The organism is Nocardioides pyridinolyticus (genome assembly GCF_054653575.1).
Map to the genome: position 1 here is coordinate 32,779 of NZ_BAAIFY010000006.1, position 12,802 is coordinate 45,580.

Sequence of the window (12,802 nt, forward strand, 5' to 3'; positions counted from 1 at the left end):
GTCGAAGCAACGTCCACGTCCGGGTCAGCCGGCTCGGGGGTCTGCTCCCTCGAACTCCGGCTCGAGGAGCACCGTCGCGGGGCGGCCCGACCAGTGCAGGTCGGTCGCCTGGGCGAGGTCGAACAGCATGGGCTGGTGGTCGAAGCCGCAGTACGGCGCTGGGTCGCCGTCACGGATCCAGCCGAGCCGCTCGAAGAACCGGACGTTCGGCAGCTGGATCTGCGCGCGCATGTGGTGGCCGCCCCGGGCCGCAGCTGTCGCGACCGCGAAGCGGACCAGCTCGGCGCCGACCAGGGTCGATCGGTGCGACGCGAGCACGGCCAGTCGATCGCCCTGCCACAGGCCGTCGTGCACGGGATACAGCCGCACCGCCCCGGCAGCGTGGAACCCGTGCGCCGCCAGCACGTGGATCGTGCTCCGCTCGATGTCGCGGTCGTCGATGTCGGTGACCTCGAGGGCGCGCTGCTCGACGACGAAGACGCGATGACGGATCGCGTAGTGATGGGCGAGATCGGGCCCGCTCGCTCGCCAGATCCTGACCACGGCTTCCCGGCTCATGACGCGCTCTGGACGGGGAGAGCACCCAGGGCGGGCATGCCCAGCTGGACGGTCTGCTCGAGGGAGCCGAGCGCCGAACAGGCCTGGCAGCGGGCGCAGCCGGCGGTCACCTTGTCCGCCGTCAGTCCACGCTTCACGAGCTCCGGCGCGACGACCCTCGCGATGCTCTCGGTGTACTCCCGGCTGGGCGGCACCGCGTCGGCCATCAGGCTGCCGGGGACGGGACGGAGCGGGACGATGAACGGATAGACGCCGATGTCGATGGCTCGGCGGATTCCCGCGAGCGTGACGTCTCGGTCCTCCCCCATCCCGAGGATCACGTAGGTCGACACCTGCCCTTCGCCGAAGCGCTCGACGGCGTACTCCCACGTCTCGAAGTACCGCTCGATGCCCGTCCTGGCCTTCGGCGGCGCAACCCGGGCGAGCACCTGCGGATCGAACGACTCGACGTGGATGCCCAGCGAGTCGATGCCGAGGCCGTGCACCCTGTCGATGACGGCCAGGTCGGTCGGCGGCTCGAACTGCACCTCCACCGGAAGACCCGAAGCCTCCTTCATCGCATGGCCGCACTTGCTGACGTAGTACGCCCCGCGGTCCTTGCCCCACGTCGATCCAGTGGTCAACGTGATGTCCACGGCTCCGTCGAGGTCCCGGGCGGCGACCGCGACCTCCGCGAGCTGCTCGGGGCGCTTCACCTTCACCGTGCTGCCCGAGGACAGGGAGACACCGATGCCGCAGAAGGTGCACTGGTCCGAGTTTCCCCAGTAGGCACAGGTCTGCAGGACCGTGCTAGCCAGCGAGTCCAGGTGCATGAGCGCGAGCTTCCAGTAGGGAGTCCCGTCCGACGTCTCCAGGTCATAGAAGTTCGGCCGGCCGGCTGGCGTCGCCGACGCGATACGCACCCCGTCGCGGTAGATCCCGTGCCCGGAGTCCTCCACCTCGAGGGAGTACGGCGAGCCGGCGACGTACGCCGCGTCGACGGGGACCGTGACCGGCGTGCCCTCCACCCAGATCATGCCCGCGTCCGAGGGACCGGCACCTCCCGGCCGGCGCTCGATCGGACCTTTGACCGCGAGCCCCTTCTCCTGGAGCTCGAGGATCAGGTCACTGAGCCGACTGCCGTCGTCGACGTTCGCGATGGGAACCCGGGTGTCTGCCGTTTGCGTCAAGGGAAGTCCTTCCGAGCGTGCCGTCGGTGGATGCTATCTCGGGTAGTGTGTCGGCGTCTATTATCCGACATATGGCTGGGAGGCCAGCTTCTCGACCATGCCGCGCAGGGCGATCTCCCCGCTTCGGAAGGACGCGCAGTCGAAGTAGGTCATGTCCGCGAGACCTGGATCCCCGTCGACGAGGTCCCCTGACTCGGGGTCGAGCCGCACCACCGTCAAGGTGTGCACGGTGGCGCCCGTGGCCGGATCCGGGATGACACCCGCAACGATCGCGAGACCGGACCGCAAGTGCAGGCGCGTGGAGCCGTAGGGGTCCGCGAACCCGGCGAGCTGGTCCCCGCTCTCGTGCAGCACCACCCACTCGGCACCTTCGGCACGCGCCGCAGCGACCAGGTCGAGCCGCGCCCGGCGGGCCTCCTCCGCCTGCAGGGCAGCGTGACGCATGGCGAATCCCGCCCCGGCGACCTGGTCCGCCGGCAACGAGGCCAGCCCGACCCCGGTGCGGCGCACGGCGACCTCGAGGACCTGACGAGCCTCCGGCCACCGTTCGACGAGCTCAGCCGTGGAGTGCACGTCCTGCAGGGCGTCGACCACGCCTCTCACCAACGTGATCGCACGCTCGTAACGCTCGACGTCGCCACCACCGAGCGAGTAGAGGGACTGCTCCCCCGCTCGCCAGGCGGTGCGCAGGGCGCTTGCGGTCAGCTCGTCGGCCATGGCACACCTCGTCCGTCGGTTTCGCGGCATATCTACTATACGACACGTACGTCCGCTATCCTATCGACCTCACCGCAGACCGAGATCTTCCAGCGACTCGCCGACAGTGGAGCAGTACATGAGCAACACCGCGGTCATCGCCCTTGGGGGCAACGCACTCACCCGCGAGGACCAGCGAGGCACCCTCGAGGAGCAGTACGCGAACGCCCGGACCATGGCCAAGTCCGTTAGGTCACTCCTGCGCAAGGGCTGGAAGATCATCATCGTCCACGGGAACGGCCCCCAGGTGGGCAACCTCGCGATCCAGCACGAGGAGGGTGCCCGGTTGGTGCCGGCCCAGCCCCTCTTCTCCCTCGGCGCCATGACGCAGGGCGCACTGGGCAGCCTCATCTGCCTGGCCCTCCACGAGGTGTGTGGCAACGAGATCCCCGGGGTGGTGTCCGTGATCACCCATATCGTCGTCGACCGGGACGACCCCGCCTTCGCGACCCCGACGAAGCCGATCGGACCGTTCTTCACCCAGGCCGAGGCGGAGCGCTTCGCCGAGACGCGCGGGTGGACGATGGTCCCCGACGCCGGCCGCGGCTTCCGCCGGGTCGTCGCCTCCCCCACGCCGCGGGCGACCCTGGAGGCCGAGGCGATCGCAGCCCTCATCGCCTCGGGCCACATCGTCGTGGCTGCCGGCGGCGGCGGCATCCCGGTCGTCGAGGACAACGGTGTCCTCCACGGGGTCGACGCCGTGATCGACAAGGACTTCGCGGCGGAGCGCATTGCCACAGCGGCCCACGCCAACGCGCTGGTCATGGTCACCGGCGTCCCCTCGGTCAAGCTCGACTTCGGCAAGCCGCAGGAGCGGTCCGTGGAGGACATGACCGTGGCCGAGGCGCGGCAGCACCTCGCGGACGGCCAGTTCCCGCCCGGGAGCATGGGCCCGAAGATGAGCGCCGCCATCAAGTTCGTGGAGGGCCGGACCTCCCCAGCGGAGCCGCCCCGCTTCGCGGCCATCACCACCCCCGAGCTCGTCTACGCGACCCTCGACGAGCCCCATGGAGTCGTCGAGGGCCAGCGCGGCACGCGCATCCTCGCTGCCCCTCAACCCACCCTTCTCGACACCAAGGAGCTTGTTGGATGAGCACGCGCGTCAAGGTACGCAAGAACTCGTACAAGGACAGCGTCCGCCTCCTCGAGGCCACGCGAGCGATCCTCGGCGCCTCGGGTGTCTCCTGGGGGTGGGCCCTCATGGCGACGCCGGCCAACCTCGCCACCCTCGCCGAGCAGGGCATCACCGACGGGGTCGGCACCCCTGGCGCCAACGACCTCGTGCTCGCCGTCCGGGCCACGGACGACGAGTCCGCGACCGCCGCCCTCGAGAGCGCCGAGGCCACCCTGTTCGCGGCGAACGCCGGCGACGAGGAGGGCGCGGTCGAGACGGCCTCCGACCTGGCCGCTGCACTGGTCGAGCGCCCCGACGCCAACGTCGCGATCATCTCCGTCGCCGGGCCGTACGCCGCCCTCGAGGCCCACAAGGCGCTCAGCGCCGGCCTCGACGTGCTGCTCTTCAGTGACAACGTGCCCGTGGAGGACGAGGTCGGGCTCAAGGAGCGTGCTCGTGATCTCGGGCGGCTCGTGATGGGGCCCGGCGCAGGCACCGCGATGCTGGCCGGTGCCGGCCTCGGGTTCGCCAACCGGGTGACCGCCGGTCCGGTGGGCATCGTCGCCGCCGCCGGCACCGGAGCCCAGGAGGTCATGAGCCTGCTGGACCGCTGGGGCACCGGGGTCTCCCACGTCATCGGTGTCGGCGGTCGCGACCTCTCGCCCGAGGTCGGTGGACTCATGGCCGAGTCCGCCCTGCGTGCACTCGACGCCGACGAACGCACCCAGGCCATCCTCCTCGTGTCCAAGCCGCCGGCCCGCGACGTCGCGGAGCGTCTGCTCGCCGTCACCTCGAAGCCGACCGTCGCTGCCCTCATGGGTCTGCGCGACACGCTGTCGACCTCCGACAACGTGATCGTGGTGAACACGCTCGAGCGCGGAGCGGCTGAGACGCTGGCCCTCGTCGGCGGCACCGAGCAGGACCTGGTTCGAGGCCTCGCCGAAGACGTCGCCGGCATCGTCACCGGCCTGGAGCCGTCGCGGACGAAGGTGGTGGGTCTCTACAGCGGCGGCACTCTCTGCTACGAGGCGCTCACGATCGCCACCGAGCACCTCGGCCCGATCCACTCCAACGTGCCGCTCGACAAGCTGCTCACCGTCGCGGCGGCCACGCCGCGATCACACCTCTTCCTGGACCTGGGCGAGGAGGAGTACACCATGGGCCGACCACATCCGATGATCGACCCGCAGGCGCGGATCGAGTTCCTGGAGCGGCAGGTCGACGACCCGAGCGTCGCGGCCGTGCTCCTCGACGTCGTCATCGGCGACGGGGCCCATGACGACCCGGCCGGCATGCTCGCTCCCGCGATCGAGAAGGTGATCGGCTCGGGCGCCGTGGTCGTGGCCTATGTGCTCGGCACGACGCTCGATCCTCAGGACTTCCACCAGCAGCGGGAGACCCTGCGACGGGCCGGCTGCATCGTCACCGAGACCGCTGCCCGAGCGGCGCTCGCGGCCTCGGCGATCGCCCTGCGTGATCCCGCCCTCGTCACGACAGAGCTCTAGGAGACGATGATGCGACACCCGCTGCGCGTCGGGCTCACGACGTACTCCGTCAAGCCACGCGGTGGCGTCGTGCACACGCTCGAGCTGGCCGAGGCCCTCCAGGCTGCCGGCGTCGACGTGACCGTCGTGGCACTGTCCGAGGAGGGTCGCGGCTTCTTCCGGACGGTCGACGTACCCCTGCATCTCGTCGAGGCACCCGCGGGCGCTTCCACGCTGGAGGAGCGGGTCTTCGCCTCGATCGCGGCCCTGACATCGGGTCTCACCGAGATCGGTCACCGGTTCGACGTCGTCCACAGCCAGGACTGCATCTCCGCCCGAGCCGCGGCACGGGTGCGTGACGCGGGCGCCCCGTTCCGGCTGGTCCGGACCGTGCACCACGTCGATGACTTCACCACCCAGGCCCTGATCGACTGCCAGCGCAACGCGATCCTCGAGCCGGACGACGTGCTCGTGGTGAGCAGGCTGTGGCAGGAGCAGCTGCGTGCCGACTACGGCGTGGACGCGCACATCATCACCAATGGCGTGCGCAGCGACCGGTTCGGCGCGGGCATCACGCCCGGACGCCGACAGGAGCTGCGGGACCAGATCGGCGCGGCCGACCGTTTCGTCTACCTCACCGTCGGTGGCATTGAGCCCCGCAAGGGCACGACCCACCTGGTCGACGCTCTGGCTGGGCTCAAGGCGACCCACCCGGACCCGCCCATGCTCGCGATCGTCGGCGGCCACTCGTTCCAGGACTATCGCGACTACCGGGAACGGGTGCTCGGCTCGCTGGAGCACAACGGCCTGGTCCTCGGCGAGGACGTCGTCCTCCTGGGCACCGTGTCCGACGCCGAGCTGCCTGAGTGGTTCGCGGCCGCGGATGGCTTCGCGTTCCCCTCGATGAAGGAGGGCTGGGGCCTCGTCGTGCTCGAGGCCATGGCGGCCGGTCTCCCGGTCGTCACGTCCGACATCGCGGTCTTCCACGAGTTCCTGACCGACGAGCACGACGCGCTCATGACGCGGGCCGGCGACGCTGACTCGCTCGCGCAGGGACTGGCGCGGCTCGTCGACGACCCGGCCACCCGCGAGCGGCTCGGCGCTCGCGGACCACAGGTGGCGGCGGCGTACACGTGGGCCGCCACGGCCGTCCAGCACCTGGAGATCTACGAGCGGGCGCTGCATGCCGGCGCACCGCCGCAGATCGCACTCACACCCGCAACCGAAGGAGATCACGACGATGTCGAGCACCGTAACCACTACAGCTGACCGGGTCCCGGCCTGGGCCTACGTCATGGCGCTGCTTGCCCTCGGCCTGCTGTACGTCCTGCTCCAGGACAACGGCGCCGTACTGTCGGACGTCGCGCCGTACGTCCACGAGTTCACCCACGACGGCCGGCACGTCCTCGCCGTGCCCTGCCACTAGGAGCCCGCGATGAGCCGGTGGCACACCAACCTCCGCGCATCACTCCTGGGCGGGCTCGCTGCAGGTGGGGTCGCCGCGGCCTTCACGCTCCTGGTCCTGGAGCCGACCATCGAGCTGGCGCTGGCCATCGAGGAGAGCCGCACCGCCGCCGGGCACGCGCACGGCGACCTGGTCCACGACACTGCTCTGGTCAGCCGCGGCTGGCAGCAGGTGGGTGGTGCCCTGGCCGTGGTCGTCTCGGCCCTGCTGCTCTCCCTGGTCTACTCCGTGGTGCTGTCTCGCTTCCGGCGTACCTGGAACCTCGGCGAGATGCCGGCCGCGCTCCTGGTCGCGCTCGGGTGCTTCGCGGTCTTCGCTCTCGCGCCCGGTCTGAAGTACCCGGCCAACCCGCCCGCGGTCGGCGACCCGGCCACGGTCACGGAGCGTACGACGCTGTACGTCGGCTCGGTGGTGCTCGCGGCCCTCGTCGCGGCGGCTGTCCTGATGGTCGCCGGCACCGCGCGGCGCCTCGACTGGTCGGCGACCCGCACCTGCTGGACCATGGCCGCCGTGGTCACCGCTGGCGGCATCCTGCTCTTCGCCGCCCTGCCCCCGAGCCCGGACGCGATCCCGGGCGACGTGGGCGCAGGGCTGGTCTGGCGCTTCCGTCTCCAGTCGTTGGGCATGCTCGCCCTGCTCTGGGCGACCATCGGTCTGGTCAGCGGCACCGTGCTGGCCCGCCAGTCGCGCGCGGATCGCACCGCAGCTCACGGCCGGCGGGCTGTCACCAGCGGGTGACCGCGTGGGGAGCGTCAGCGCCCCTGGGCCCGGCGCTCCAGCAGGCGCCACAGCATGGGGGTGAAGATCAGTTGCATGGCCAGATCCATCTTTCCGCCGGGGCAGACGATGGTGTTCGGGCGTGACATGAACGAGTCGTGCAGCATGGAGAGCAGATAGGGGAAGTCGATCCTGCGAGGGTCCGCGAAGCGGATCACGAGCATCGACTCGTCGGCACTCGGGATGGTGCGGGCGATGAACGGGTTCGACGTGTCGACGACCGGAACTCGCTGGAAGTTGACGTGGGTCCGAGAGAACTGCGGGCAGATGTAGTTCACGTAGTCGTCCATGCGCCGCAGGATCGTCTCGGTCACGGCCTCGGTCGAGTACCCGCGCTGTGCCTTGTCCCGGTGCAGCTTCTGCGTCCACTCGAGGTTGATGACCGGCGCGACGCCGATCACCAGGTCCGCGTGCTGCGCGACGTCGACCTTCTCGGTCACCACCGCGCCGTGGAGGCCTTCGTAGAAGAGCAGGTCGGTCCCCGCGTCGATCTCCTGCCAGCCCGTGAACGTCCCCGGCTCCTGGGCGTACGGCGCCGCCTCCGCCTCGTCATGGAGGTACCGGCGGAACCGGCCGCCTCCCGTCTCGCCGTACTCCCGGAACAGGGCCTCGAGCTCCTCGAACAGGTTGGCGTCGGGCCCGAAGTGGCTGAAGGTGTGGTCACCCTCGGCGAACGCCCGGACCATCTCGGCCTGCATGCCCCTGCGGTCGTAGCGGTGGAAGCTGTCACCCTCCACGAGCGCGGCATTGACCCCCTCGCGACGGAAGATCTGTTCGAACGTACGCATCACCGAGGTCGTTCCGGCGCCGGACGAGCCGGTGACCGCGACGACAGGGTGCTGGGCCGACATGACGCCCCTCGTCAGGCGGTGACGCGGTAGAGGCCACGGACGCCGTAGAGCGGGTTGTCCTGGTCCTCGGGCCCGTCGACGCGCTCGTGGTAGCGCTCGATGCGCTCGACCTCGTCACGGCAGCCGAAGATCAGGCCGACCGGCTGGTGGACGTCGGTGGGCTGGACCTCGAGCACGCGCTGTCGTCCGGTGGTCGCGCGCCCACCCGCCTGCTCGATGAGGAACGCGATCGGGTTCGCCTCGTAGAGCAGCCGCAGCCGGCCCTCCGTGGCCGGGTCCTTCGAGTCACGGGGGTCCAGGAAGATCCCGCCACGGGTCAGGATGCGGTGCGCCTCGGCGACCAGCGACGCGACCCACCGCATGTTGAAGTCCTTCTCGCGTGGACCCGAGGTCCCGGCCAGGCACTCATCGATGTACCGCTGCACGGCCGGCTCCCAGAACCGGTGGTTGGAGCTGTTGACCGCGAACTCCGCCGTCGAGGCCGGCAGGGTGATGTCGTGGTGGGTCAGGAAGAACTCGCCGAGGGTGGGGTCGAGGGTGAAGCCGTGCACGCCCGTGCCGACGGTGAGCACCAGGATCGTGGACGGGCCGTAGACCGCGTAGCCGCTGGCCACCTGCTCGGTGCCCCGCTGCAGGAAGTCCTGCGGCTCGGCGCTCTTCCCCCGGGTCGCGGCGCGCAGGATCGAGAAGATGCTGCCGACCGACACGTTGAGATCGATGTCGGACGAGCCGTCGAGCGCGTCGAAGACGAGCAGGTACTTGCCCTGGGGATAGTGCACGGGGATGGCGTACGGCGCTTCGAGCCCCTCGGAGGCCATGCCCGCGAGCTGCCCTCCCCACTCGTTGGCGCGCAGGAAGAGGTCGCTGGCCAGCACGTCGAGCCTCTGCTGCTGCTCGCCCGGAGCGTCGGTGGCCTCGGGCGAGCCGAGCACTCCGGTCAGTGCTCCCGACGCGATGCGCCGCGAGATCGCCTTGCAGGCGAGGGCGACGTCGAGGATCAGCGAGTTGAGGTCCCCGCTCGAGCCGGGGTGGCGCCGCCGTTCCTCGATGAGGAACTGGGTCAGCGTTGAGCGTTCGGTCAGCACGGGCACTCCTCGCCGCTCGTGGGGGCGGCCACGAGCACACCAGCGCGCGTGGCGGCGGGCATCAACCGTGGGGGTGATCTCGGGGGTGGTCGCCGCTCACTTCACCCCGCCTCTCAGGCCCGGGGGTGAGGCTCCTCGCGGGGGCGACTCCTAGCGTCGGGACGAGGCTGCCTATCCGTGAGGGAGTTCCGTCATGACGATCGAGGAGACCATCGCGACCATCCTGTCGCCGCCGAAGGGGATGCTCGTCATCGACGAGTACGCCGAGGCACTCGTCGCGGGTCGTGGTGACAGGGAGCCGGCGCACCGGTTCGCCGAGCTGCTCGCGAGTACGCCGGAGCTCCCCGCCTATGTGTCCGCCGTCCTGCTGACCCGCCACACGTTCGATGCGGTTGTCGGTCGCCTCCCGGCTGACCGGCTGGTGGGCGTCCGGCTCGACACGCGGTCCGAGCCCGCGACAGGGTTCACCGACCTGGTCCGCGCCAGCGCCTCCTTCGTCGAATGGCGAGCGCACATCCCCCCACACGAGGTGTCCAAGGGCGCTGTGCACATCCACGCCGGGATACTGGCACGCGGTGCCGCGGCCGCTCAGGCCGAGGGCATCGTCCCCGTGCTGACCGTGGCGATGCCGGATCTCGGCCAGGCCACCATCCGGCTGTCACAGGCGGTGACCAGCAACGCGCTGGTGGCGCTGCGCGAGGAGCTCGACGACGCCGGGGTGGACGCGTCCCGGTTGCTGCTGCGCGTGAACATGGTCGTCGCCGGCGAGGCCGATCCGGAACCCCACGACCCGCACCAGGTCGCTGATCTGACCCTCACGGTGCTGGACCGCTGCCTCCCCGGGACCGCCGGCGTGCTCCTGCTCTCGGGCGGTCAGCCGCTGGACCGGGCGTGTGCGAACCTGCGGGCCATCTCGGCGCTCGCCTCGCGGCGACCCGAGCCCTGGCCGGTGACCTTCGGCTTCTCCCGACCGCTGGTACGCGGCGCCGCGGAGGCCTTCCGCCTCGGCGACACCGTCGAGGCTGCCCGGCTCCTCGTGGAGACAGCGCGACGTGCGAGCGAGTCGCTGGAACCGGTGCCCCTCGCGGACGGCACCGTGGTGTGACCGGGCTGCGGGCGAGCGTGCTGCCGCGGCTCCCGGAGCGCAGCCTCGCCAGGCGCCACCCCGCGTCGCAGCGCGGCCAGGGATCGGCCTGGCCGCGCTCGGCAGCACGAGGTTCTCGCTCAGGGGATGGCCTGGCCCATGGCCAGGAGCGCCACCGGGGTGAAGAACGTGTAGGCCGCGGTGACGAGGAGCACCGCTCCGAGGCGCCCCGCCTTGAACTTCCCGTGCGTCGTGGCGGCGATCGCGAGGAACGCGACGAGCCAGACGACCAGGATCGAGCGGAACATCCAGCCGCCCTCGAAGAACTTCCACCAGAACAACGGCACGAGGGCAACGGCGATGGCGAGGTTGCCGATCGGTCGCAGGTCCAGCCCCTTCACCTCGGTGACACCGAGCGCTACGAAGAAGAGGCCGTAGAAGACGACGAGCCCGGCGAGCACCACGGACGCGTCCCCGAGAGGCGCAGGCCGGACCGCGAGGATGTAGGTCGCCGAGAGCAGGTCGATGATGCCGGCCGTGAGGGACACCCAGCCCACGGTGACCAGTGGATCGGGGCCGTCGGCCTCGGCGCGCTTGGCGCCCACGCCGAGGAAGTACAACGCGTTCAACCAGACCGCCAAGCCGCTGGCGATGAAGACCACAGTGATCGGTGGCACTGGACAACTCCCGTCTATGTTTACGATCCGAGACAACTGCGTCGTAACGTAGAGGCGTGGTCGGGCCGCGTCAACAGCCGACCGAACCGGTCGGTGCGCCGGTCGTGCGCCGCCTCGTTGCACCCCTGTGGCAGCCCGCGTGCAACGGGCCGACCGGGACTGGGCCCGACCCCGGTCTCCGCGCTGATCGACACAGCGACAGGGCGAGCGACGAGGTGAACCGCCCATGAGCGGCCTCCCCTGGCTGAGCGTGCTGCTGCTCGCGCCGGTCGTCGGCGCGGTGACGCTGGTGCTGCTACCGAAGGACGGGCCGGCGGCGCTGCCCAAGCAGATTGCCTTCGGGGTCAGCCTGCTGACCCTGGCACTCGGCATCGCGATCGCGACCATGTACGACGCGAAGGGCGGCATGCAGTTCACCGAGAGCGCCGAGTGGATCAGGTCCTTCGGGGCTCACTATGCGCTCGGCCTGGACGGTGTCGGCCTCACCCTCGTGCTGCTGACCGTGTTCCTCACTCCTGTCGTGATCCTGGCCTCCTGGAACGACGGCGACACCGGGCGCTGGTCGCCGCGCGGGCTCTTCGCCTGGATGCTGGCGCTGGAGGGCCTCTCGATCGGCGTCTTCACGGCCACCGACGTCTTGCTCTTCTACGTCTTCTTCGAGGCGACGCTGATCCCGGTCTACTTCCTGATCGGCGGGTACGGCGGCGCGGACCGGGCCCGGGCCGCGGTGAAGTTCCTGCTCTACTCGCTGGCCGGTGGTCTGGTGATGCTGGGCTCGGTGATCGGCCTGTACGTCGAGTCCGCACGGCAACAGGCGGGGGCGTCCGGCGGCGCGACGTACCTGATCTCCGAGCTCGCCCGCATCGACTTCGGCACCGACGTCGGACGGTGGCTCTTCCTCGGCTTCTTCGTCGCGTTCGCGATCAAGGCGCCCATGTTCCCGGTGCACACCTGGCTGCCGGACGCCACGGAGAGCGCGACCCCGGGCACCTCGGTGCTGCTGGTCAGCGTGCTCGACAAGATCGGCACCTTCGGGATGATCCGGTTCTGCCTGGAGCTGTTCCCGGAGGCCTCGCGATGGGCCACCCCGGCGGTCGTCGTGCTCGCGGTGATCAGCATCGTCTACGGCGCCCTGATGGCGATCGGTTCGGACAACATCCCGCGCTTGATCGCCTACACCAGCGTGTCGCACTTCGGCTTCATCGTGCTCGGCATCTTCGTGATGAACAGCCAGGGCCTGGCGGGCGCGAACCTCTACATGTTCAACCACGGCCTCTCCACGGCGGCGCTGTTCCTGGTCACGGGGTTCCTGATCTCCCGGCACGGCTCTGCGCTGATCAGCGACTTCGGCGGTGTCGAGAAGGTGGCGCCGGTGCTCGCGGGGTTCTTCCTGGTCGCTGGCCTGTCCTCGCTCGCACTGCCCGGCTCGTCGCCGTTCGTCTCCGAGTTCCTGGTGCTCATGGGGGCCTTCGCGCACAGCAGGGTCGCGGCCGCCTTCGCGGTCACCGGCATCGTGCTCGCCGCGATCTACATCCTGCTGATGTACCAGCGCACGATGACCGGTCCGACCCGCGACGAGATCGCCGGACTGCCCGACCTGCGTCCACGTGAGGTGGTCGCGCTGGCACCGGTGCTGGTGCTGGTCGTCGTGCTCGGCTTCTTCCCCCAGCCACTCCTGGACATCATCAACCCCGCTGTGGACCACACGCTGTCGCGGGTGGGCCAGCAGGATCCGGCGCCCACGGTCCCCGAGTCGACTCCGGAAGGAGCCCGTGAGTGAGG

At 70.2% G+C, this 12,802-nt stretch carries 13 protein-coding genes; 7 read left to right on the forward strand and 6 right to left on the reverse strand.

The annotated features are described in order from the left end of the window. Window positions 1-24: 24 nt before the first annotated feature. From ACYQ0U_RS07205 to ACYQ0U_RS07215, 3 genes are read right to left on the reverse strand one after another with little or no spacing between them, the layout of a single operon-like run. Complete coding sequence (locus ACYQ0U_RS07205) at window positions 25-558, reverse strand: MSMEG_0567/Sll0786 family nitrogen starvation N-acetyltransferase (RefSeq protein WP_459971050.1); 534 nt, start codon at window positions 556-558, stop codon at window positions 25-27. Next, window positions 555-1,727, reverse strand: a complete 1,173-nt coding sequence (locus tag ACYQ0U_RS07210) for an MSMEG_0568 family radical SAM protein (RefSeq protein ID WP_459971055.1) — start codon at window positions 1,725-1,727, stop codon at window positions 555-557. Before ACYQ0U_RS07210 ends, ACYQ0U_RS07205 begins: the two co-directional genes overlap by 4 nt. A gap of 60 nt (window positions 1,728-1,787) precedes the next feature. Further along, window positions 1,788-2,444 (reverse strand): hypothetical protein, encoded by a 657-nt coding sequence (locus ACYQ0U_RS07215; protein WP_459971057.1) that lies wholly within the window; start codon window positions 2,442-2,444, stop codon window positions 1,788-1,790. Between the two features lie 118 nt (window positions 2,445-2,562). On the opposite strand from ACYQ0U_RS07215, the gene ACYQ0U_RS07220 reads away from it, so the two are divergent. Genes ACYQ0U_RS07220 through ACYQ0U_RS07240 form a run of 5 tightly spaced genes read left to right on the forward strand, consistent with a single transcriptional unit; the run spans window position 2,563 to window position 7,284 of the window. Continuing rightward, window positions 2,563-3,576, forward strand: coding sequence for a carbamate kinase (locus tag ACYQ0U_RS07220; RefSeq protein ID WP_459971059.1), 1,014 nt, complete (start codon window positions 2,563-2,565; stop codon window positions 3,574-3,576). Next, window positions 3,573-5,102, forward strand: a complete 1,530-nt coding sequence (locus tag ACYQ0U_RS07225; RefSeq protein WP_459971061.1) for an AllF/FdrA family protein — start codon at window positions 3,573-3,575, stop codon at window positions 5,100-5,102. The genes ACYQ0U_RS07220 and ACYQ0U_RS07225 overlap by 4 nt, the downstream gene beginning before the upstream one ends. Before the next feature lie 9 nt (window positions 5,103-5,111). After that, on the forward strand, window positions 5,112-6,350 hold the full coding sequence (locus ACYQ0U_RS07230; RefSeq protein ID WP_459971064.1) for an MSMEG_0565 family glycosyltransferase: 1,239 nt from the start codon (window positions 5,112-5,114) through the stop codon (window positions 6,348-6,350). Then, a complete protein-coding gene (locus ACYQ0U_RS07235; RefSeq protein WP_459971066.1) occupies window positions 6,322-6,507 on the forward strand; it encodes a CbtB domain-containing protein in 186 nt (61 codons plus the stop codon). Before ACYQ0U_RS07230 ends, ACYQ0U_RS07235 begins: the two co-directional genes overlap by 29 nt. Window positions 6,508-6,516: 9 nt before the next feature. Beyond that, complete coding sequence (locus ACYQ0U_RS07240; protein ID WP_459971068.1) at window positions 6,517-7,284, forward strand: CbtA family protein; 768 nt, start codon at window positions 6,517-6,519, stop codon at window positions 7,282-7,284. A 14-nt stretch (window positions 7,285-7,298) separates the two neighbouring features. On the opposite strand, the gene ACYQ0U_RS07245 is transcribed toward ACYQ0U_RS07240, so the two are convergent. After that, window positions 7,299-8,174: a phosphoribulokinase gene (locus ACYQ0U_RS07245; protein WP_459971070.1), complete on the reverse strand. Its 876-nt coding sequence runs from the start codon at window positions 8,172-8,174 to the stop codon at window positions 7,299-7,301. Window positions 8,175-8,185: 11 nt separating this feature from the next. After that, complete coding sequence (locus ACYQ0U_RS07250; RefSeq protein WP_459971072.1) at window positions 8,186-9,259, reverse strand: class 1 fructose-bisphosphatase; 1,074 nt, start codon at window positions 9,257-9,259, stop codon at window positions 8,186-8,188. A gap of 193 nt (window positions 9,260-9,452) precedes the next feature. Here ACYQ0U_RS07250 and ACYQ0U_RS07255 point away from each other — a divergent pair, with 193 nt between their 5' ends. Next, window positions 9,453-10,364 (forward strand): class I fructose-bisphosphate aldolase, encoded by a 912-nt coding sequence (locus ACYQ0U_RS07255; protein ID WP_459971074.1) that lies wholly within the window; start codon window positions 9,453-9,455, stop codon window positions 10,362-10,364. Window positions 10,365-10,483: 119 nt separating this feature from the next. Here ACYQ0U_RS07255 and ACYQ0U_RS07260 read toward each other — a convergent pair whose 3' ends face one another. Further along, on the reverse strand, window positions 10,484-11,020 hold the full coding sequence (locus ACYQ0U_RS07260; RefSeq protein ID WP_459971076.1) for a hypothetical protein: 537 nt from the start codon (window positions 11,018-11,020) through the stop codon (window positions 10,484-10,486). Between the two features lie 226 nt (window positions 11,021-11,246). On the opposite strand from ACYQ0U_RS07260, the gene ACYQ0U_RS07265 reads away from it, so the two are divergent. After that, on the forward strand, window positions 11,247-12,800 hold the full coding sequence (locus ACYQ0U_RS07265) for an NADH-quinone oxidoreductase subunit M (RefSeq protein WP_459971077.1): 1,554 nt from the start codon (window positions 11,247-11,249) through the stop codon (window positions 12,798-12,800). Window positions 12,801-12,802: the final 2 nt, after the last annotated feature.

Bases quoted from the DNA above. Each gene is read 5' to 3' on its own strand.
- ACYQ0U_RS07245 (WP_459971070.1), bottom strand. From the start codon at position 8,174: ATGTCGGCCCAGCACCCTGTCGTCGCGGTCACCGGCTCGTCCGGCGCC.
- ACYQ0U_RS07240 (WP_459971068.1), top strand. From the start codon at position 6,517: ATGAGCCGGTGGCACACCAACCTCCGCGCATCACTCCTGGGCGGGCTC.
- ACYQ0U_RS07215 (WP_459971057.1), bottom strand. From the start codon at position 2,444: ATGGCCGACGAGCTGACCGCAAGCGCCCTGCGCACCGCCTGGCGAGCG.
- ACYQ0U_RS07225 (WP_459971061.1), top strand. From the start codon at position 3,573: ATGAGCACGCGCGTCAAGGTACGCAAGAACTCGTACAAGGACAGCGTC.
- ACYQ0U_RS07265 (WP_459971077.1), top strand. From the start codon at position 11,247: ATGAGCGGCCTCCCCTGGCTGAGCGTGCTGCTGCTCGCGCCGGTCGTC.
- ACYQ0U_RS07255 (WP_459971074.1), top strand. From the start codon at position 9,453: ATGACGATCGAGGAGACCATCGCGACCATCCTGTCGCCGCCGAAGGGG.
- ACYQ0U_RS07220 (WP_459971059.1), top strand. From the start codon at position 2,563: ATGAGCAACACCGCGGTCATCGCCCTTGGGGGCAACGCACTCACCCGC.
- ACYQ0U_RS07230 (WP_459971064.1), top strand. From the start codon at position 5,112: ATGCGACACCCGCTGCGCGTCGGGCTCACGACGTACTCCGTCAAGCCA.
- ACYQ0U_RS07205 (WP_459971050.1), bottom strand. From the start codon at position 558: ATGAGCCGGGAAGCCGTGGTCAGGATCTGGCGAGCGAGCGGGCCCGAT.
- ACYQ0U_RS07235 (WP_459971066.1), top strand. From the start codon at position 6,322: ATGTCGAGCACCGTAACCACTACAGCTGACCGGGTCCCGGCCTGGGCC.